Origin of the sequence: uncultured Roseobacter sp., assembly GCF_947493125.1 — a bacterium.
In the GTDB taxonomy this organism is placed as follows: domain Bacteria; phylum Pseudomonadota; class Alphaproteobacteria; order Rhodobacterales; family Rhodobacteraceae; genus Roseobacter.
Genome location: NZ_CANLQB010000002.1, coordinates 234,433 through 255,125 on the forward strand (window position 1 = coordinate 234,433; position 20,693 = coordinate 255,125).

Consider the following 20,693-nt stretch of genomic DNA (forward strand, 5'->3'; position numbering starts at 1 on the left):
AAGAGGGCAAGCCAGAATGATCAGGCGCGTCGGACATGCGCCCCGTGCAGACCGAAACTACACTCTGCGACCCGGTGCATATGCAATACTACCAATTCAAGGGCGTGTTCTGCTCACTGCTCAGATCTCTGACGTGGTCGATATTCAGCTTCCGGGGGGAGGGATCGATCCTGGCGAGAGTACCGTTCAAGCATTGCATCGAGAGGTTATGGAAGAGACAGGATGGCGCATATCGGCGCCCCGCAGGCTTGGCGCCTTCCGACGCTTTGTGTTTATGCCCGAATATGGCATCTGGGCCGAGAAGCTTTGTCATATCTACGACGCGCGCCCCGTTCGCCAATTGAGCGCACCTTCCGAACCCGACCACGAGACCCGGGTCATGACGCCGAAGGATGCTGTGAAAAGCGTCGGCAACGACGGGGACAGACTGTTCTTGAAACGCTACTTTTCCTGAGATGGGCCGGTAAACTCAAACAGGATGCCGGAGACGTCGTCCGGGAATTCCGTGAGGCCAGACATGTCAACCATAGACTGTACAAGAGCCTCGAACAGCGCAGGTCCCCGCACCGCCTGATGCGTTCGCAGGAGCGTCTCAAGCCCATCCTCGCCCAGGAGGCCACCCTGTGCATCAGGGCATTCCGTGACGCCATCCGACAAGATCAACAACCTGTCACCTGGCTTTAACTGCATCTCGAACTGCGAAAACGTGACGCCGGACATGAGCCCAACAGGGAAACCCCCTGTCCCGTCCTGCTCCATCTCACCATCAGACCTCTGGATGACCGGATGAGGATGGCCAGCCTGCCCTGCCACGACACGCCCCGTGGCGAGATCAATATCGGCCAGCATCATCGTAAAGTAATGCTCCGTCTCCATCTCATCGAGGACGAGTTCGTTTAGCGTTTCGATGGCCTCTCGAGGCGGCCGAGACTGATAACCGTCGTCGGTCTTCTCCAATGCGATGTTCTGATCCAGTGCTGTCGCAGATAGGTAACCAGCCAGACGCGCGGTCATCAGAGCCGAACTGATGCCATGGCCCGAAACATCAATGGAAAAGAGGCCGAGGTGCCCCTCAGCTGCCGGGAAAAACCCGACAAGGTCGCCTCCGACATGGCCACTTGATCGCAACAACAGCGAAAGGTCACCACCATCGAAGGATTTGAAGCGTTCCCGAACCAGCGACTGTTGCAGCTGTTTCGCTTCTATCAGGTCGCTGTCCAGCGAATCATATAACCGCTGCAACTCGTCCAGAGTTTCCGTAATGACGCGGTTCTTCAGGGTCAGTTCACGCTGCATTTCCAAGATACGCTGGCCAGCCGTCAGCCGGGCGCGCAGCTCGTGCCCGTCAACAGGTTTGGTGAGAAAGTCATCCGCGCCCGCATCCAAACCCTCGGCGACGTCATTCTTCTCGCTCTTCGATGTGAGAAGAATGAAGTAGCTGTAGTCTTCACCGGATATCTCCCGGAAAGCTTTGCAAAACTCGATGCCACTCATCCCCGGCATCATCCAATCGCTCAGGATGAGCTCGGGCGCGCGCTGTTTGCAGGCTGCGAGTGCCGCCTCCCCCGACTCCGCCTCAATGACATCGTACCCCCACCGCTTCAACGAGCTTGAGAGGATCTTCCTCTGAAGCCGACTGTCATCAACGACAAGCACGAGCTTGGCCCCCTCCGAATGATCGGACGAGCCTGACAATTCTGGCGCAGGCAAATCAGCTTTCATACAATACTCGGCCCTTGGCAGTCGTGCTTTAGGCCCGGAATGCTTAAAGACCGGTGAAATATCCAATTTGCTGCAAGAAACTCCTCTTCAAAAAACCTGTTGTTAGGTTTGGTGTGTCACCGATAGGATAGACGTTTGGGAGACTGTGCGATGATTGACTGGGATAGGGTCGCAACACTCAAAGAGGAAGTGGGCGCAGAAGACTTTGATGAAGTTGTCGAATTGTTCCTCGATGAAGTCGATGCTGCAATCGACGATCTCGCTGCGCAAAAGCAGCATCCCGATCTGGAGGACAAACTTCATTTCTTGAAAGGCAGCGCGTTGAGCCTCGGGTTCCGGTCTTTCTCTGACCTGTGTCAAGCAGGCGAAAGCGCCGCCGCGAACGCATCTGGCGTGGTTGTGGATTTGGATGAGATCCTTCGATGCTATGCTCAGTCGAGAGAAGCGTTTTTGTCTGACCTGCAGAGCAAGGTCGCCAGTTAATCCAGCAAATAGAGCTGAGACAGCCGATCCGTGCCAAGCTCCTCGACGGCCTGAGCGTGCAATCGGCGCATGCCGTCGATCCAGCGATCATGATCCGCAGCTCGTCTTTGGGCATGAAGCGCCACCTCGGGATGAGGGAGGATAAGAAACCTCCCTGCTTCGACGCCTTCAATGATCGCTTGGGCAACTTGATCCGCAGTCAGAAGTCCTTTCCCCTCCAGAACCCCTGACTCGTCGAAGCCGAGTAGCGGGGTCGCGACGTACTGCGGGCAAACGACAGACACGTCCAGTCCGGCGTCGCCATGCGCGATGGCCAGCGACTCCGCAAAGCTTACGGCAGCATGCTTCGTCGCAGAGTACGCCGCATCTCCGATCTGATTGAGCAGCCCAGCCGCGGACGTGATCTGCACCAGGCGACCCGATCCACGTTCGAGCATGGACGGCAAAATGGCCCGCGCCGCATAGACATGCGCCATGACATGAACCATCCAGTTCCGCATCCAGACATCGTCTGATGCCGATGCCGGATGGCCGGGTTGCCCGGCGAACAGTCCAGCATTCGAGACAAACATATCGACGGGACCGAATGCCTTAGTCACTTCGCCAATACACCCGCGTATGTCGCCTTCACGCGTGACATCACATTGGACACCCAAACATCCAATCCGCTCAGCCGTCGCCCGAAGTGCCTTCTGATCACGATCGGCTATCGCGACCTCGGCACCGGACTGATGCAGTCGATAGGCCAGTGCTGCGCCGATACCGCTGGCACCGCCCGTGATGATAATCGTCTGTCCTTCGAACATCTCACTCATCGTCAAATCACGAACTGGGCGAGTGTTTCGTCATTGGTTATGTCAGTATACGTAAATCCGGCAGCATCGAGCTCAGCCAAGAACCGCACAAAATTCTCCGGACGTGTCGTTTCGATCCCGATCAGGACCGACCCAAAATTCCGGGCCGATTTCTTGAGGTATTCGAACCGGGCGATATCGTCGTCGGGGCCGAGGATCGAGAGGAACTCTTTCAGCGCACCGGGACGCTGCGGCATGCGCAGGATGAAGTACTTTTTTACACCGGAATATCTTTGTGCCCGCTCTTTCACTTCGGGCAGGCGCTCAAAATCAAAGTTGCCGCCCGAGGCGACACAGACAATAGTTTTCCCGAGGATCTCGGCCTTCAAGTCGGAGAGGGCCTCAATCGCAAGCGCACCCGCGGGCTCCAGAACGATACCTTCAACGTTGAGCATCTCGATGATGGTCGTGCAAATTCGGTCCTCTGAAAGATGCAGCACATCCTGCCGAACCACATCGTTGAGCCGGGCAAATGTCCGCTCCCCCAGCTTTGCTACGGCAGCTCCATCCACAAAGCTGTTAATCGGTGAAACATCGACAGGCCTCCCGACGTCCAAAGCGGCACCAAGACTTTGAGCGCCCGTTGGTTCCACGAATGTGTATTGAACCGCGTCGCCGAAGTAACCGCGCACGCCGGCGGACAGGCCGCCGCCGCCCACAGGCAGAACAATTCGGTCTGGATATCGTCCAAGCTGTACTTCGATCTCCACCGCGACGGACGCCTGTCCCTCGATGACATCCTCGTCATCAAACGGCGACAGAAAATGCGCCCCTTCTGCTGCACAAAAAGCCTGCGCAGCGGCCAACGTCTCGTCGAAGTAGTCTCCAACCAGGCGGATATCCACATGATCAGCGCCAAACATTCGGGTCTTCTGAACCTTTTGCTGAGGCGTCGTCACCGGCATGAAGACAACGCCGCGTACACCAAAGTGACGGCACATGAAGGCCACACCCTGCGCGTGGTTGCCGGCGCTGGCGCAGACGAACACATCCTTCTCAGCAATCACTTTCCGCATCGCATTGAAGGCCCCACGGAGCTTGTACGACCGGACCGGGCTCAAATCTTCACGCTTCAGCCAGATATCGGCCCCGAACCGCTCCGACAGATGATCGTTGCGCAAGAGCGGCGTCGGCGGAAACACCGCACGCATGTCGCGCTCAGCCGCACGAGCGGCATCTGCAAAGGCGGAGGCGCGCATCTGCTGGTCCTTCTTCAGCCAAGACCTTCGATCAGTAGGCGCGCAGCGCGATCCGGTCAACGCATCTGTCTTGCCGCCCCTGCCAAAACCCGATATCGCAGCCCCGATTTCGAGACGAAGGAACCGGTCATGTCTGCGCCCAAGAAAGTCGTGCTCGCCTACTCTGGCGGCTTGGATACCTCCATCATTCTGAAATGGCTGCAAACCGAGTATGGCTGCGAGGTCGTGACCTTCACCGCCGACCTCGGTCAGGGGGAGGAGCTCGAGCCAGCGCGCAAGAAAGCCGAGATGATGGGTGCCGCGGACATCTACATTGAAGATCTGCGGGAGGAATTCGTGCGTGATTTCGTCTTCCCAATGTTCCGGGCCAATGCGGTGTACGAAGGGCTCTACCTGTTGGGCACGTCGATCGCGCGGCCGCTGATCTCCAAACGTCTCGTGGAGATTGCGGAAGAGACGGGTGCCGATGCCGTCGCCCATGGCGCCACTGGCAAGGGCAATGATCAGGTCCGTTTCGAGCTGGCCGCCTACGCACTGAATCCCGAGATCAAGGTGATCGCGCCCTGGCGCGAGTGGGATCTGTCGAGCCGCACCAAGCTCATCGACTTTGCCGAGAAGAACCAGATCCCCATTGCAAAAGATAAGCGCGGCGAAGCGCCCTTCAGTGTGGATGCCAATCTGCTGCACACCTCGTCGGAAGGCAAAGTGCTCGAAGACCCCGCCGTCGACGCGCCCGACTATGTCTACCAGCGCACGGTGCATCCCGAGGACGCGCCCGATACGCCCGAATACGTCGAGATCGGGTTTGAGAAGGGTGATGCCGTTAGCATCAACGGAGAGTCGATGTCGCCCGCGACGATTCTGACCAAGCTGAACGAGCTGGGCGGCAAGCATGGCTGCGGGCGGCTGGACCTTGTGGAGGGGCGCTTTGTCGGCATGAAGTCGCGCGGCATCTACGAGACACCCGGCGGCACACTGCTGCTCGAAGCGCATCGCGCCATCGAGTCGATCACACTCGACCGGGGGGCGATGCACCTCAAGGACGAGCTGATGCCGCGCTATGCCGAGCTGATCTACAACGGCTTCTGGTTCTCGCCCGAACGGACCATGCTGCAAGCGGCGATCGACGCGAGCCAGACCCATGTCACTGGCACCGTCCGGCTGAAACTCTACAAGGGCCACGTCCGGACCGTCGGCCGCTGGTCCGATCACAGCCTCTATTCCGAAGCGCATGTGACCTTCGAGGATGACGCCGGTGCTTACGATCAGAAGGATGCCGCTGGCTTCATCCAGCTGAATGCCCTGCGCCTGAAGTTGCTCGCCGCGCGCGACCGCCGGTTTAAGTAGGCCACTCTTCTCACCTGAGTTTCATGGTTTCGAGCGCGGTATAGTACGGAACCGCCTCAGCCATCAGAGACTGCATATCAGGCTCTAACCTAGGCAAATCCCCCTCAGCTCCAGCGAAGCCGGTGCTTTGATGCACTGCCCCGTACCAATGGGCGGCCCAGATGCCGTCCTCGGCCCGAGGTCCGGCTGGCCAGTGCAGCATCGCCGGGTCGAAGGGCAAACCAATAGCCTTGCATAACAGGCGCAATATCCGGTCGGGGTCGACGCGAATGTCTGTGCTGTCGATCACGATACCGCCAAGCGCGTCATAGATTCGAACCTGCTGAGCAAATCCGATGTCATCCAGCGTCGGTCGTTCGCGCTTTGCAGCATAGCTGGCGATGACCCGGGCGGGATGGCGGATCAGATGCACATTCACGCAGTCCTGCGCCCAGTCCAGCGGGAAGCCATCGAGCATGTGATGCGGCATGTGTTTCATATAGAGGTGTGGTGTAGTCGGATCGGCCGCACAGATCTCTGCTACTCGGAATGCGTCAGTCTCATGCGCTGCCAGGATCTCCGTCCGCATCGGATGATCTGCGCCTGACCCCGCCAGATAGGCCGCGTAAAACGGCTCGTCCATCACAGAAAAATCCGAGCGCGCGCCGAAACTGTACATCATCGCCGTCGAGAGATTCCGCGGGCCGGACCACATGGCGATCTTCATGCCAACGACCCGATGATTGTTTCAAATGACATCAAACTGCCCTCCACATGTTTCAATTGAAGCTAGAAAGGGCTCCTGCGGATGCCAAGCCCGTAAACTCATCTCACCAGCCCGTGACATCGCAGGCTCGTGAGTTGTTTGGCTGGCCAAGACTCGGCAGATTTTTGGCCAAAGGAGATACGCTATGTCCAAACGGGAAACGCTCAAGTCCATGGCGCTGGCAGGTATGATCGTCGTCGGTTTCGTGGCGCAAAGCAAAACGGCGCACGCGGAGAACCTCCAGACCCTCACCGTTGCCGGCGGGTGCTTCTGGTGTGTGGAAGCCGATTTCGATAAGGTGCGCGGCGTGAAAGAAGCCGTCTCGGGGTTTACCGGTGGTACGGTCGCGAACCCAACCTACAAGCAGGTGACATCAGGCGGCACCGGGCATTACGAAGCGGTGCAGATCACCTTTGACGCGGATGTGGTCAGCCGAGACGCGCTGCTTGATCTGTTCTTTCGCTCGGTCGATCCGACAGATGCGGGCGGACAGTTCTGCGATCGGGGCGAAAGCTATCGCACCGCGATTTTCGCCAGCACATCCGCCGAAGAGAGAGCCGCGTCAGCCGCGAAGGCGAAAGCCGCTGCCGAACTCGGCCAGGCGGTAGTGACCCCGATCCTCGGCGCATCGGAGTTCTACCCGGCGGACGCTTACCATCAGGACTACTACAAGGGTCGCCAATTGGTGATCACGCGGTTCGGGCCGAAGCGGCAGGCCTCTGCCTACAAGGCTTACCGCGAGGCGTGCGGACGGGATGCGCGGGTTAAAGAACTTTGGGGGAACGACGCGCCGTTCGTAAACAGCTGACACAATTGCGTCTGTTTGCCCGGCGGTGACCGCCGGGCCTCGGCCATGTCAGCCAACCTTGCAGGCCGCCAGCACTGCCATATTCAGAATGTCGTTGGCCGTCGAAACAGTCGAGCAGATCTGGATCGAGCCGTCGACACCGGCGAGGATCGGACCGATCACCGTTGCGCCCGCCATCTCCTGCATCAGTTTGACCGAAATGCTGGCGGAATGGCGCGCAGGCACGATGAGGATGTTGGCAGGCCCTGAGAGGCGCGAGAACGGATAGGCCTCTTGCGCAAGGCTGTTCAGCGCTACGTCAACGGTCATCTCGCCTTCGTATTCAAAACTGACACCACGCTGATCGAGCACTTCTGCGGCCTTGGCCATCTTCTCCGCCCGCTCGGAGACCGGATAACCGAAGGTCGAAAAACTCACGAATGCCACACGCGGTTCAAGCCCCATATTTTGGGCGACTGTCGCGCCGCGTTCGGCGATGTTGGCGAGGTCCTGCTCATCGGGCCACTCATTCACGATGGTATCCGCAATGAACACAATACGGCCCTTGTGGAGCAGCGCCGTGATCCCGGCCACGCCATGGTCTTTATCGGCGTCAAAAACATGATTGATGCGGTCCAGAATATGGGCGGACTTGCGCGTGGCCCCTGTCACCAGCCCGTCGCCATGCCCGTGTTGCAGCATCAGCGCTGAAAACACATGCCGGTCCCGCGCGGCAAGCCGATGGATGTCCTGCGCATCAAAACCGCGGCGATGCAACCGCTCGTATAGGAACTGTTTGTAGGTCTCCAGATGATGCGTGTTCGCTGCGTTCACGATCTCGATCTCGCGGTGCGCGTCGTCGAGGCCGGCGGCTTCGAGCTTTGATTTCACGTCATCCTCGCGCCCGACCACCAGCGCTTTGCCAAGGCCCGCCCGCTGATACATCACGGCAGCGCGCAGCACGCGCGGGTCGTCGCCTTCCGCAAAGATCATCCGCGCCTGGTTGGCCCGGGCCCGCGCGTTGATGCCCCTCAGGATGCTTGCCGTCGGATCCATGCGGGACTTCAGCGATAGCTCATAAGCCTCCATGTCGATGATGGGCCGCCGCGCCGCGCCTGTGTTCATCCCTGCCTGAGCCACGGCAGGCGGCACACGGTAGATCAACCGAGGGTCAAACGGGGTGGGGATGATGTAATCGCGCCCGAAGCTAAGGTTCTTGCCATAGGCCAGCGCCACCTCATCCGGCACATCCTCTCGCGCGAGGTTCGCCAGCGCATGGGCACAGGCAATTTTCATCTCGTCATTGATCGCCCGCGCATTAATGTCGAGCGCACCACGGAAGAGATAGGGAAATCCCAGCACATTGTTGACCTGATTGGGGTAATCGCTGCGCCCGGTGGCCACAATCGCATCGGGCCGCACCTCATGGGCATCTTCGGGCGTGATCTCAGGATCGGGGTTCGCCATGGCAAAGATCACCGGATCATCCGCCATGCTCTGGACCATCTCCTGCGTCACGGCGCCCTTGACCGAGACACCCAGGAACACGTCCGCACCCTTCATAGCATCCTCAAGCGTGCGCAGGTCTGTCGCCACCGCATGCGCCGATTTCCACTGGTTCATGCCCTCGGCACGGCCCTGATAGATCACACCCTTGGTGTCGCACATGATGCAGTTCTGTTGCTTCGCGCCCATCGCCTTCAGCAGCTCCAGACAGGCGATGCCCGCAGCACCCGCCCCATTCAGCACGATGCGCACATCCTCGATCTTCTTGTTCGACAGCTTCAACGCATTCAGCAGCCCCGCCGCACAGATCACCGCTGTGCCGTGCTGATCGTCGTGGAAAACCGGGATGTCCATCTCCTCCTTAAGGCGCTGCTCGATAATGAAACACTCGGGCGCCTTGATGTCTTCGAGGTTGATGCCGCCGAATGTCGGCCCCATCAGCTTGACCGCGTCAACAAACGCATCCGTATCTTCGGTGTCCAGCTCGATATCGATGCTGTTCACATCGGCGAAGCGTTTGAAGAGCACCGCCTTGCCCTCCATCACCGGTTTCGACGCCAGCGCGCCCAGATTCCCCAAACCCAGAACGGCCGTTCCGTTGGAGATCACAGCGACCAGATTGCCCTTGTTGGTGTAGTCATACGCCGTCTCCGGATCGGCCGAGATCGCCTCGCAGGGCACGGCCACGCCGGGCGAATACGCCAGGCTCAGATCGCGCTGCGTCGTCATCGGCACTGTCGCTGTCACCTCGAACTTGCCGGGGGTTGGTTCCAGATGGAAGGCCAGCGCCTCTTCGGGCGTCACGCGGGTTTTGGACATCGGTTCTGGCCTTTTCTGACGGTCTGAGCGTGTAACCTCTAGCCCAGCCAAGACCCAGTCTCAAGCGGTCCGCATTTGAGGCTTTTACCCGGTGGCGCGCATTTGTAAGGTCTGGCGAAACCCCCCGGGAGGCCTTATGACCGTCACGCCCATGATGGCGCAATATCTCGATTTGAAAGCCGACTACGCGGACGCGCTGCTGTTCTACCGCATGGGCGATTTCTACGAGATGTTCTTTGAAGACGCGGTCGCGGCAGCCGAGGCGCTGGATATCGCGCTGACCAAACGCGGTAAGCATGAGGGCGCTGACATCCCCATGTGTGGCGTGCCAGTGCATGCCGCTGAAGGATACCTGCTGACACTGATCCGCAAAGGATTTCGTGTCGCTGTCTGCGAGCAGATGGAAAGCCCGGCAGAGGCGAAGAAGCGTGGCTCGAAGTCCGTGGTGAAACGCGACGTGGTACGGCTGGTCACCCCAGGCACGCTCACTGAAGACAGCCTTCTTGAAGCGCGGCGGCACAATTACCTTGCTGCCTTCGCTGAGGTGCATGATGCGCAGGCCCTCGCCTGGGTCGATATCTCCACCGGCGCCTTCCATGTGATGCCGCTGAGCGATCTGCGTCTCGGCCCGGAACTGGCCCGTCTGGCGCCCTCCGAATTGATCGTATCTGAGAACAAGGAGGCCGATCTGCGCGAAACGGCGCAAGACCTTGGCATCGCGCTCACCGGGCTGGCGCGCTCTGCCTTCGACAGCACAGGCGGCGAAGGGCGGCTCTGCGCGCTTTTTGGTGTTGAGACGCTGGATGCCTATGGCAGTTTCACACGCGCCGAGGTTTCAGCCATGGGCGCGATCCTGCAGTATCTGGAGATCACCCAGAAAGGGGAGCTGCCCCTCCTGCAACCGCCGCAAAGGGAAGCCGAAGCGCGCACCGTCCAGATCGACGCCGCGACCCGCCGGAACCTAGAACTCACGCAAGCCCTCTCGGGTGGCCGTGCCGGCTCGCTTCTGTCGGTGATCGACCGCACCGTCACGGCGGGCGGCGCCCGGTTGCTCGAACGGCGGCTCTCCAGCCCCTCGCGCGTACTTGATCTGGTGCAGGCACGGCTGGCGGCGGTGGACTGGTGCGTCGATCAAACCGCCCAGCGCGAACGTATGCGTGATGCCTTGCGCAAGGTGCCTGACCTTGACCGGGCGATGTCGCGCCTCTCGATGGAGCGCGGCGGCCCCCGCGACCTCGCCGCCATCCGCAACGGGCTGACCCAGGCCGGGCTGATCCACGAGACGCTCAACGGCACCGATCTGCCCAAATTGATCGCGGATGCTTTGGGCAGCATGATCGGGCACAATACCCTGATCGACCATCTGGATACCGCCCTGGTGGCCGAACCCCCGCTGCTGGCCCGCGATGGCGGCTTCACCGCCCGCGATCACGACGCAGAGCTTGACGAAACCCGGCAGTTGCGCGACGAAGGCCGCGCGGTGATCGCGCGCATGCAGGCGGAATACGTCTCTAATACGGGCATTTCGTCTCTAAAGATCAAGCACAATAACGTACTGGGCTACTTCATCGAGACACCATCGACCCATGCGGAGAAGATGCTCTCTTCGCCGCTATCAGAGACCTTCATCCACCGTCAGACTACCGCCAACCAGGTGCGGTTCACCACGGTCGAGCTGTCTGAAATGGAAACCAAGATCCTCAACGCCGGGTCCCGCGCGCTGGAAATTGAAAAGCGGATCTTCGAAGAGCTGTGCAATGCCGTCCTGATGGAAGCGGCCAAGATCGCCCAGACAGCAAAAGCCTTGGCGGAGCTCGATCTGGCCAGCGCCCTCGCCACCCTGGCCGTGGCCGAGACATGGGTTGCTCCCAAGGTTGACACCACCCGCGCCTTTCAAATCACCAACGGCCGCCACCCGGTGGTCGAACACGCGCTGAAAACCGGATCGGGCGAACCCTTCATCGCCAACGATTGTGATCTAAGTGCGGAGGCTGATGCCGCGCATATCTGGCTTCTGACCGGGCCGAACATGGCGGGGAAATCCACCTTCTTGCGTCAAAACGCGATCATCGCCCTGCTCGCCCAAATGGGCAGCTTTGTACCAGCCGAGGCCGCGCACATTGGTCTGATCAGCCAGCTCTTCAGCCGCGTCGGCGCCTCAGATGATCTGGCGCGGGGGCGCTCCACCTTCATGGTGGAAATGGTGGAGACCGCCGCGATCCTCAATCAGGCGGATGACCACGCGCTGGTCATCCTCGACGAAATCGGGCGCGGCACAGCCACTTACGATGGTCTTTCCATCGCCTGGGCCACGCTTGAACACCTGCACGACGTGAACAGAGCCCGCGCGCTCTTCGCCACCCACTATCACGAGATGACCGCACTCGCGGGCAAGCTGCCCGGTGTCGAGAACGCAACCGTCACCGTGAAGGAGTGGGAGGGCGAGGTGATCTTCCTGCACGAAGTGCGCCAAGGCGCAGCGGATCGGTCCTATGGCGTGCAGGTGGCCCAGCTTGCAGGCCTGCCAGCGCAGGTCATTGCGCGCGCCCGCGTCGTATTGGAAGCGCTTGAAAAGGGAGAGCGTGAAGGCGGGGCCACTCAGAAAACCCTGATCGACGATCTTCCGCTGTTCTCCGCGACACCGGTCGCACCGCCACCGAAGCAAAAAACATCCGAGGTCGAAACACTACTCGCCGACATTCACCCAGATGAGCTGACACCCCGTCAGGCGCTCAATGTCCTTTACAAACTGAAAGACGCAGCCAAATCCTGACCACGTCTTCATTCTTCTAAAAATACTCACATTCCAACAGCTGAGAAAAGCCTCAGCTCGCCGGAGCAGACGACACCCCAACCTGCGCCGGGCGTAGAAGGCGGTCATGCAGCATAAAGCCCTCAGCGGCGACCTGAATAATATCGCCCGCCTTGGTCCCTGGCACGGGTGCTTCAAACATCGCCTGATGCTGCTGTGGATCGAACCGATCCCCGACCTCAGGAGAAATCATCTCGATCCCATGTTTCTTGAAGACACTCAGCAGTTCCCGCATGGTGAGCTCAATGCCCTCGATCAGCGCCGAGTTTGCCTCTTTCTGCTCGTCCGTGACCGTCTCAAGCGCGCGTTTCATATTGTCGTAAACAGATAGCATATCGCGCGACAGCTTCGCTCCACCGTAGTTCTCGGCCTCACGCCGGTCTCGGTCAGAGCGTTTGCGCGCATTCTCGGCATCGGCAAGTGCGCGCATGAAGCGATCCTTCAGTTCGTCCCGCTCTGCCCGAAGCTGGTCGATCTCAAGCGCCTCATCATCAATCTCTTCCATCTCATCGGCAAAAGCCTCCGCTTCCACCGCATCGATATCGTCCAGAAACTCTTCGTTTTTGGGCTCTGCCATAGTCCACCTCTAGCTCCGGTCAGAGATCAGCTTCCCGACCAGCTGCGCCGTGTAATTCACGATCGGCACAATGCGTCCATAATTCAGTCTCGTCGGGCCAATGACGCCGACCGCGCCAATGACCTTTCGATCAGCGTTCATATATGGGGAAACCACCAGAGAGGAACCCGAAAGTGAAAAAAGTTTGTTCTCAGAACCGATAAAAATGCGCACACCCTCCCCGTCTTCCGCCAGTTCGAGGAATTCTGCGATGTCGCGTTTACGCTCCAGGTCATCGAAGAGGTGTCGGATGCGGTCGAGATCTTCTGTTTCGCCATCCTGACCGAGCAAATTGGCCCGTCCGCGCACAATCAGCCGCTCAATCTGATCGCCATCGCCTTCCCAAACGGCAAGTCCGCTTTGCACCAGCTCCTGGGCCAGCGAATCGATTTCCCGACGGCGCGTGTTGATCTCGGTCTTGATGGTGGCGTGCAGCTCACCCAGTGTTTTACCTTCGATCAAAGCATTGAGGAAATTCGCCGCTTCCCGCATCGAACTGGGCGTCTGCCCCGGCGGCGGCGTGAAGAGCCGGTTCTCGACGTGACCATCGGCGAAGACCAGCACGACAAGCGCCCGGTCGGGCGAGAGCGAAACGAACTCAATATGCTTGATCGGCGCTTCGTGTTTCGGTGTCAGCACAAGTGACGCGCCTTGGGTGACACCGGACAACACCGATCCGACGCGATCCAGCAGACCGCTCACATCCTGTTCGTTGGCCTCAAACGTCGCATCGATTTTCTCCCGGTCTGTCTCATCCGGCGTCCCGACCTCAAGCAGGCTATCCACGAACATCCGCAATCCAAGTTGTGTCGGAATGCGGCCTGCGCTGACATGTGGGCTGTCGAGCAACCCGAGATACTCCAGATCCTGCATCACATTGCGGATCGTCGCTGCGCTGACCTTTTCGCTAAAATCCCGTGTCAGCGTTCGCGACCCGACAGGCGCTCCGTCTTGGAGATACCCTTCGACCACGCGGCGAAACACCTCGCGAGACCGGTCATTCATTTCTCCAAGGATATGTGACGCGTCATTCATGATAGGACCCTAGCTGAAGCGATATAAAAGCACGAAACGCAAGGAATTCAATCGGGGTTGCATCTCGGCACCGCGGGACGGTATCCGGGAGTACACGAGGAAAGGATATCCGATGCGACCCTCTGGTCGAGCTCTCGACGAAATGCGCGCCGTTTCCATCGAAACCGGTTTTACGAAACATGCTGAAGGCTCTGCCCTGATCAAGATGGGCGATACCCATGTGCTCTGCACTGCGACCATCGAGGATCGCGTGCCACCGTTCATCAAGGGCTCCGGTCTGGGATGGGTGACCGCAGAATATGGGATGCTGCCGCGCGCGACCAATACGCGCATGCGCCGCGAAGCCGCCGCTGGCAAGCAAGGTGGTCGCACGATTGAAATCCAGCGCCTGATCGGCCGGTCCCTACGGGCGGGGATCGACCGCGTCGCACTTGGCGAACGGCAGATCACCGTCGACTGTGACGTGTTGCAGGCTGACGGCGGTACGCGCTGCGCGTCCATCACCGGAGGTTGGGTCGCGCTACGTCTGGCGGTCAACAAGCTGATGAAATCCGGCGATGTCATCAGCGATCCGATGCTGGAACCCGTCGCGGCAATCAGCTGTGGCATCTACGCCGGCCAGCCTGTGCTCGACCTCGACTACCCGGAGGATTCGGAAGCCGGTGTTGACGGTAACTTCATCATGACCGCGTCGCACCAACTCATCGAAGTGCAGATGAGCGCCGAGGGCGCCACCTATTCGCGCGACCAGATGAACACACTGATGGATCTGGCCGAGAAAGGCGTGACGGAGCTTGTCTCTGCACAAAAGGCTGTCACCGCGTGACCCGAAAGTTTGATGGCAAAAGGATCCTGATTGCCACGCACAACGCGGGCAAACTTGAGGAGATGGAGGAGCTGTTCGAGCCATACGGTATCGATGTCGTCGGTGCTGCCACGATGAACCTGCCGGAGCCGGACGAGACAGAGACCACCTTTGTCGGCAATGCCCGGATCAAGGCCCGCGCCGCAGTCGCGGCCACCGGTCTTCCTGCGCTGGCGGATGACTCCGGCATAGAGGTGGATGCGCTTGATGGCCAGCCTGGGGTTTACACAGCGGACTGGGCAGAAACCTCCGAGGGCCGGGACTTCGTGATGGCGATGACCAAGACCCACCAGATGCTCGAAGACAAGGGTGCTGCGCATCCACGCACCGCACGCTTTTGCGCCACCTTCGTGCTCGCCTGGCCCGACGGGCATGAAGAGGTGTTCGAGGGTACGGCCGAGGGCACTCTGGTCTGGCCGATGCGCGGTCATACGGGGCACGGATACGACCCCATGTTCCAACCCCTTGGGCACGACCAAACCTTTGCGGAAATGGATCCGAGCGAGAAGAATCGTATCAGCCACCGTGCCGATGCCTTCACCAAACTCGTTGCTGGTTGTTTTGGCTGAGGACTGGGAAGCAGGCGGCTTCGGCCTCTATCTGCACTGGCCCTTCTGCGAGGCGAAATGCCCCTACTGCGACTTCAATAGCCATGTGAGCCGACAGATCGACCAAGCCGCTTGGTGCGAAGCCTACCTAAAGGAATTGGACCGGGCAGCAACGGAAACATCGGGTCGCATTCTAAGCTCAGTTTTTTTCGGCGGAGGCACACCCAGCCTTATGGCGCCCGAAACAGTGGCCCGCGTGATCGAGAAAATCCGCGCCAGTTGGCCCTGTATCAACGATCTGGAGATCACGCTCGAGGCGAATCCCAGTTCTGTCGAGGCGGGCCGGTTCCAGGCATTCCGTGACGCGGGCGTCAATCGCATCTCCATGGGCATACAGGCTCTGAACGATTCCGATCTTGAAAAGCTCGGGCGACTGCACACTGCGCAAGAGGCCATGGCCGCGTTTGACATTGCACGAAATTGCTTTGACCGCGTCAGCTTCGATCTGATCTATGCGCGACAGGGCCAATCTCTCGCAGATTGGCGCGCGGAACTGGAGCGCGCGTTGTCGATGGCGGTGGATCATCTGTCGCTCTACCAACTAACTATCGAACAAGGCACAGCCTTCGGCGACCGCTACAACGCCGGCAAGCTGCGCGGGCTGCCCGACGAAGACCTAAGCGCTGATCTCTTCAGTCTGACGCAGGACATCTGCGACCAGCATGGGCTTCCCGCCTATGAAGTCTCAAACCATGCGCGGGACGGGGCGCAGTCGCGGCACAACCTGATCTATTGGCGCTATGGCGACTATGTGGGTATTGGTCCCGGCGCCCACGGACGGCTCTCGCTTGATGGACATCGATGGGCGACCGAATGCTATGCCAACCCAGCGCAGTGGCTGGACGTGACCTCAAAAGGAAGCGGCGAGAAACCACGGACGCGGCTTTCGTCCGATGATCAGGCCAGTGAATTTCTGTTGATGGGGCTTCGCCTCAAGGAAGGGCTGTCCATGAGCCGTTTCACTGCACTCAAAGGCGCACCCCTACCGAGACAGAAGTTAGATGACCTCGAAGAGTTGGGCCTTCTTACGCGCGAGGACGGATATTTAATTATTTTAAATCAAGGTGTTATGGTTTTAGATGCCGTGATTGAAGCGCTGCTGACCGATTAGGTCGCGCTTAGTATTCGGCAGAGCTCATCCAGATCATCAAGTGACTTATAGTGCAGGGTCAGTTGCCCCGTTTCGCCGCCTGGTTTGTGCGTCAGGACCACCTTCATACCTAGTGAAGCAGACAGATCATCTTCGAGGGCCTTGGTATCCGCATCCTTCGGCTCCACCTTCGTTCTGCGCGCGGTCGCGGGATCCGGCCCGCTGTCTTCCACGGCATGTCTTTTCACCAACGCTTCAGTGGCCCGCACCGAGAGGCCATCTTTGACAATCATCTGCGCGAGCTTCAACGGGTCTCTGGCTGGTATGAGCGCCCGTGCATGACCGGAACTCAAATCTCCTCTCCGCACCATCTCCAATACGGTCTCTGGCAGATTCAGAAGACGCAGGAGGTTGGCAATATGACTGCGGCTCTTGCCAAGGGCTTCGGCCAGCTTCTCCTGAGTATGCCCAAATCGGTCCATGAGCTGCCGATATCCCGCCGCCTCTTCAACGGGATTAAGGTCTGCGCGCTGGATGTTTTCGATAATGGCGACTTCTAGCACTTCAACATCGGTGAAGCTCCGCACAACAACCGGTAGCTCGTGAAGCTTTGCCGCTTGGGCCGCACGCCACCGGCGCTCTCCGGCAACAATTTCATACTGATTGTCTGCAACTGATCTGACAATCAGAGGTTGAATTACGCCCTTCTCTCGAATGGAGGCAGTGAGGTCATCAAGGTCACCCTCAACAAAACGCTTCCTCGGCTGGTCAGGATTGGGCGCAATCTGTTCGATCGGAACCATCCGCTCGGCAGCAGATGGCCCGGCACTGACAACGGTCTCCGTTTCAGCCACATCGGACATCAACGCTGACAATCCGCGGCCTAACCCGCGCTTTCGATCTGCTTTACTTGCCATGCCTGCCTCCTAAGCAGCTGTCTTCGTGTTTCTGGTCAGTACTTCCTGCGCAAGCGCCCGATACGCCTGCGCGCCTTTCGACCCAGTGTCATAGGTCAGGACCGGCATGGCAAAGGACGGTGCTTCGCTGACCCTCACGTTCCGCGGAATCCGAGTGCTGAAGACCAGCTCTCCCAGGTTGTCGCGCGCATCCTGTTCGACCTGAAGCGACAAGTTGTTGCGTCTATCATACATGGTCAACACAATGCCCTCGATCCGCAAATCCTTGTTCCCGCTCTGACGGACCTCCCGGATGGTCAACATCAGTTGCGATAACCCTTCGAGAGCGAAGAACTCACTTTGCAATGGGACGAGAACCGAATGCGCTGCGATCATCGCATTCACGGTCAACAGATTAAGGGATGGCGGACAGTCAATCAGGATATAGTCAAGCCCGAACGCATCAATTGCAGGCTGCCTCAAGGCATCATGTAAAAGGAAACTGCGCTTCTCATTTGAGATAAGCTCCATGTCTGCTGAGGACAGATCGACCGTCGCAGGCACAATCATGAGACCGGGTGTGACAGTCGGCATCACCACCGAGCTCAAATCTACATCGTCGAGCAAAAGGTCATATGTCGTATAGTTGCGATCCTCGACCTCAATACCTAGACCTGTCGACGCATTTCCTTGTGGGTCAAGATCGATAACAAGAACGTTTTGACTGGATTCTGCCAAGGCTGCCGCAAGATTTATCGCCGTTGTCGTTTTGCCCACGCCACCCTTTTGATTGGCAACAGCAATGATCTTGGGGCTCTTTGCGTGGGACGTATCAGGCACGTTCGATCTCTCTCACCTCGAGGACAGCCGCTTTTGGGTTGGTCTTGCTTTTATGAGCGACAAGATCAAAAGACCACGTCTCACGCGCGATTTCGACCTCTTTCTCCCAGGTTTCGCCCTTGAGAAACACGGCCGCTCCATGTTTCTTAAGGTGCCTTTGCGCGAACGACAGCAAAGTACCAAGATCCGACAAAGCACGGGCTGAAATCACATCGCATCCGCGCGGATCCGCAGCTTCCACTCGGTCGATAATGACGTCTGCATTCAAATCGAGCTCACGGATCACGGTACGCAGAAAAGTCGATTTTCGAATATCGCTTTCAATCAGCGTCACTGACATCTCAGGGGAGCCTTCCTTCGCTAAAATCGCAACAACAAGACCGGGCAAGCCGCCACCACTTCCGATATCCACCCAGTTGTGCGCCGCGTGGCAAAGGGGGTAGATCTGGGCAGAATCCCATATATGGCGGTTCCAAATATCTTTAGCACTTGATTTAGATATCAAGTTGATACGCGCGGACCACTTTTGGAGCAGATCGTGATAAGCGCTTAGCCGATCCATTGTTTCACGTGAAACATCCAGACCGGACAATGTCATGCGTGTTTCCTTCGCTCAGACTGTTTGATGCGAGCCAAGATCAACGTCAAAGCCGCCGGTGTCATGCCCTCTATCCGCGATGCTTGAGCCAAAGAGCTTGGCCTTGTCATCTCTAACTTTGCTTTGAGCTCATTGGATAAACCCGGCAGTTCTTCATAGTCGAAATCGCTTGGAATGGCGTGTTTCTCGTCCTTCTGAAGCAAAGCGATATCTTTTTGCTGCCGCTGGATGTAGTTCGCGTAGAGCGCCTCCCGCTCCATCTGACGCCGCGTTTCTATGTCGATATGCTCAAAGTTCGAATCCAATTTCGCCACCTCAGCAAAAGAGACATCGGGAAACGCGAGAAACTGCATCGCCGTCCGTTTCGATCCGTCCTGGTTCACCTTGATGCCCGCTTCAGATGCCTCTGACGGCGTATAGGTCTCTCTTGTCAGAATATCTCTCGCGGATTCAAGGCGATCCAGCTTTTCAGCGAAACAGCGCGCGCGCCGATCTCCGACGCAACCCAACGCGAGTCCTGTCGGCGTCAGGCGTTGATCCGCATTATCAGCGCGCAACGACAGACGGAACTCAGCCCGCGACGTAAACATTCTGTAGGGTTCTGATACGCCGCGTGTCGTCAGGTCGTCGATCATCACACCGATGTAACTCTCCGCCCGCGAGAACACCGCCGGCTCCCGCTCTCGGATACTCAGCGCCGCGTTTAAACCCGCCACGAGGCCTTGCGCAGCGGCCTCTTCATACCCTGTCGTGCCATTGATCTGCCCGGCAAGGTATAGGCCTGGCACATCAGGAAGCGCCAAAGTCCCATCAAGCGCCCGAGGATCGACGTAATCATATTCAATTGCATACCCTGGCTGCAGAATAGCAGCCTCCTCCAGACCATAGATCGAATGGACATAGTCTTCCTGGATCGCCTCAGGCAGAGAGGTTGAAATGCCGTTCGGATAAATGGCGTGAGTAGACAGCCCCTCAGGCTCCAAAAAGATCTGATGCGAGGTCTTATCAGCAAACCGAACAACCTTATCCTCGATCGACGGACAGTACCGCGGGCCAACCCCATCAATGTGTCCGCCGTACATTGCAGATTTTTGCAGGTTTTTTCGAATGATATCATGTGTTTCTTCATTTGTATGCGTGATGCCACATGATACTTGTCTGGCGGAGATACCCTTCGACAGAAACGAAAAAAGAACCGGATCCGCGTCGCCTGGTTGATCATTCAGCACATCCCAACGGATCGTCCGAGCATCCAGACGCGGCGGCGTGCCCGTTTTCAGCCTTCCCAACGGCAGCTGAAACGAGTCGATGCGCTCCGCCAATTTCACAGACGCATTTTCACCCATCCGACCACCTGAGCGCGAGACATCCCCGACATGAATTACTCCTCGGAGGAATGTACCTGTTGTCAGAACCACGCGTTCAGAAATAATCTCGTTTCCGTCCGCCAGAATCACACCGGTGACTCGGTCTCCCGACATTCGAAAATCGACGACCTCGCCAGTCAAGACGGTCAGATTGTCTTGGTTCTTCGTCTCAGCCAACATCTCTGTGTGATAGATGGCGCGATCGGACTGCGCGCGTGGGCCCTGAACCGCCGGGCCTTTTCGCCGGTTCAATAGCCGAAACTGAATTCCAGCCTTGTCTGCAACGCGTCCCATCACACCATCTAGTGCGTCGATCTCACGAACCAGGTGGCCCTTCCCAAGACCGCCAATCGCGGGATTGCAGGACATCGCACCTATGCCAGCTTCGGAAAGCGTAACGAGGGCTGTCTTGACGCCCATACGCGCGGCAGCATGGGCTGCTTCGCATCCCGCATGCCCGCCGCCTACAACAACCACGCCAAAATGTTTCACGTGAAACACCTT

At 58.5% G+C, this 20,693-nt stretch carries 19 protein-coding genes; 8 read left to right on the forward strand and 11 right to left on the reverse strand.

The window, feature by feature from the left end:
• The first annotated feature begins 16 nt into the window (after window positions 1–16).
• The gene (locus Q1A71_RS04920) at window positions 17–454 is read left to right on the forward strand and encodes an NUDIX hydrolase (RefSeq protein WP_299672411.1); all 438 of its coding nucleotides are present in this window, start codon (window positions 17–19) and stop codon (window positions 452–454) included.
• Here Q1A71_RS04920 and Q1A71_RS04925 read toward each other — a convergent pair.
• The gene (locus tag Q1A71_RS04925; protein ID WP_299672413.1) at window positions 442–1,722 is read right to left on the reverse strand and encodes a SpoIIE family protein phosphatase; all 1,281 of its coding nucleotides are present in this window, start codon (window positions 1,720–1,722) and stop codon (window positions 442–444) included. The genes Q1A71_RS04920 and Q1A71_RS04925 overlap by 13 nt on opposite strands.
• A 150-nt stretch (window positions 1,723–1,872) precedes the next feature.
• Here Q1A71_RS04925 and Q1A71_RS04930 point away from each other — a divergent pair, with 150 nt between their 5' ends.
• Window positions 1,873–2,205, forward strand: a complete 333-nt coding sequence (locus Q1A71_RS04930; protein ID WP_299672415.1) for an Hpt domain-containing protein — start codon at window positions 1,873–1,875, stop codon at window positions 2,203–2,205.
• On the opposite strand, the gene Q1A71_RS04935 is transcribed toward Q1A71_RS04930, so the two are convergent.
• The gene (locus Q1A71_RS04935) at window positions 2,202–3,020 is read right to left on the reverse strand and encodes an SDR family oxidoreductase (protein WP_299672417.1); all 819 of its coding nucleotides are present in this window, start codon (window positions 3,018–3,020) and stop codon (window positions 2,202–2,204) included. The genes Q1A71_RS04930 and Q1A71_RS04935 overlap by 4 nt on opposite strands.
• A 2-nt stretch (window positions 3,021–3,022) precedes the next feature.
• Window positions 3,023–4,258 carry a threonine ammonia-lyase IlvA gene (gene ilvA / locus Q1A71_RS04940; RefSeq protein ID WP_299672419.1) on the reverse strand — a complete coding sequence of 412 codons (1,236 nt, stop codon included), beginning with the start codon at window positions 4,256–4,258 and terminating at the stop codon, window positions 3,023–3,025.
• A 129-nt stretch (window positions 4,259–4,387) separates the two neighbouring features.
• Between ilvA and Q1A71_RS04945 the strand changes: the two genes are divergently transcribed.
• Complete coding sequence (locus Q1A71_RS04945; protein WP_299672421.1) at window positions 4,388–5,605, forward strand: argininosuccinate synthase; 1,218 nt, start codon at window positions 4,388–4,390, stop codon at window positions 5,603–5,605.
• A gap of 10 nt (window positions 5,606–5,615) precedes the next feature.
• Here Q1A71_RS04945 and Q1A71_RS04950 read toward each other — a convergent pair whose 3' ends face one another.
• Window positions 5,616–6,311, reverse strand: coding sequence for an HAD family hydrolase (locus Q1A71_RS04950; RefSeq protein WP_299672423.1), 696 nt, complete (start codon window positions 6,309–6,311; stop codon window positions 5,616–5,618).
• A 184-nt stretch (window positions 6,312–6,495) separates the two neighbouring features.
• On the opposite strand from Q1A71_RS04950, the gene msrA reads away from it, so the two are divergent.
• Window positions 6,496–7,158, forward strand: a complete 663-nt coding sequence (gene msrA / locus Q1A71_RS04955; protein ID WP_299672425.1) for a peptide-methionine (S)-S-oxide reductase MsrA — start codon at window positions 6,496–6,498, stop codon at window positions 7,156–7,158.
• A 48-nt stretch (window positions 7,159–7,206) separates the two neighbouring features.
• Here the strand turns inward: msrA and Q1A71_RS04960 are convergent, their stop codons facing one another.
• Window positions 7,207–9,462 carry an NADP-dependent malic enzyme gene (locus Q1A71_RS04960; RefSeq protein ID WP_299672427.1) on the reverse strand — a complete coding sequence of 752 codons (2,256 nt, stop codon included), beginning with the start codon at window positions 9,460–9,462 and terminating at the stop codon, window positions 7,207–7,209.
• Window positions 9,463–9,598: 136 nt separating this feature from the next.
• Here Q1A71_RS04960 and mutS point away from each other — a divergent pair, with 136 nt between their 5' ends.
• Window positions 9,599–12,235: a DNA mismatch repair protein MutS gene (gene mutS / locus Q1A71_RS04965; protein ID WP_299672429.1), complete on the forward strand. Its 2,637-nt coding sequence runs from the start codon at window positions 9,599–9,601 to the stop codon at window positions 12,233–12,235.
• 52 nt (window positions 12,236–12,287) lie between these two features.
• Here the strand turns inward: mutS and Q1A71_RS04970 are convergent, their stop codons facing one another.
• Window positions 12,288–12,851, reverse strand: a complete 564-nt coding sequence (locus Q1A71_RS04970; protein ID WP_299672431.1) for a nucleotide exchange factor GrpE — start codon at window positions 12,849–12,851, stop codon at window positions 12,288–12,290.
• A 9-nt stretch (window positions 12,852–12,860) separates the two neighbouring features.
• Window positions 12,861–13,925, reverse strand: a complete 1,065-nt coding sequence (gene hrcA / locus Q1A71_RS04975) for a heat-inducible transcriptional repressor HrcA (protein ID WP_299672433.1) — start codon at window positions 13,923–13,925, stop codon at window positions 12,861–12,863.
• 112 nt (window positions 13,926–14,037) lie between these two features.
• On the opposite strand from hrcA, the gene rph reads away from it, so the two are divergent.
• From rph to hemW, 3 genes are read left to right on the forward strand one after another with little or no spacing between them, the layout of a single operon-like run.
• Window positions 14,038–14,751: a ribonuclease PH gene (rph, locus tag Q1A71_RS04980; RefSeq protein WP_299672435.1), complete on the forward strand. Its 714-nt coding sequence runs from the start codon at window positions 14,038–14,040 to the stop codon at window positions 14,749–14,751.
• Window positions 14,748–15,359, forward strand: coding sequence for an RdgB/HAM1 family non-canonical purine NTP pyrophosphatase (gene rdgB / locus Q1A71_RS04985; RefSeq protein ID WP_299672437.1), 612 nt, complete (start codon window positions 14,748–14,750; stop codon window positions 15,357–15,359). The genes rph and rdgB overlap by 4 nt, the downstream gene beginning before the upstream one ends.
• Window positions 15,352–16,509: a radical SAM family heme chaperone HemW gene (gene hemW, locus Q1A71_RS04990; protein ID WP_299673186.1), complete on the forward strand. Its 1,158-nt coding sequence runs from the start codon at window positions 15,352–15,354 to the stop codon at window positions 16,507–16,509. The genes rdgB and hemW overlap by 8 nt, the downstream gene beginning before the upstream one ends.
• Here the strand turns inward: hemW and Q1A71_RS04995 are convergent.
• Genes Q1A71_RS04995 through mnmG form a run of 4 tightly spaced genes read right to left on the reverse strand, consistent with a single transcriptional unit; the run spans window position 16,506 to window position 20,681 of the window.
• Window positions 16,506–17,405, reverse strand: coding sequence for a ParB/RepB/Spo0J family partition protein (locus tag Q1A71_RS04995; RefSeq protein ID WP_299672439.1), 900 nt, complete (start codon window positions 17,403–17,405; stop codon window positions 16,506–16,508). The genes hemW and Q1A71_RS04995 overlap by 4 nt on opposite strands.
• A gap of 9 nt (window positions 17,406–17,414) precedes the next feature.
• Window positions 17,415–18,224 carry a ParA family protein gene (locus tag Q1A71_RS05000; RefSeq protein WP_299672442.1) on the reverse strand — a complete coding sequence of 270 codons (810 nt, stop codon included), beginning with the start codon at window positions 18,222–18,224 and terminating at the stop codon, window positions 17,415–17,417.
• Window positions 18,217–18,822: a 16S rRNA (guanine(527)-N(7))-methyltransferase RsmG gene (gene rsmG / locus Q1A71_RS05005; protein WP_299672445.1), complete on the reverse strand. Its 606-nt coding sequence runs from the start codon at window positions 18,820–18,822 to the stop codon at window positions 18,217–18,219. Before rsmG ends, Q1A71_RS05000 begins: the two co-directional genes overlap by 8 nt.
• On the reverse strand, window positions 18,819–20,681 hold the full coding sequence (gene mnmG, locus Q1A71_RS05010) for a tRNA uridine-5-carboxymethylaminomethyl(34) synthesis enzyme MnmG (RefSeq protein ID WP_299672447.1): 1,863 nt from the start codon (window positions 20,679–20,681) through the stop codon (window positions 18,819–18,821). Before mnmG ends, rsmG begins: the two co-directional genes overlap by 4 nt.
• Window positions 20,682–20,693 lie beyond the last annotated feature (12 nt).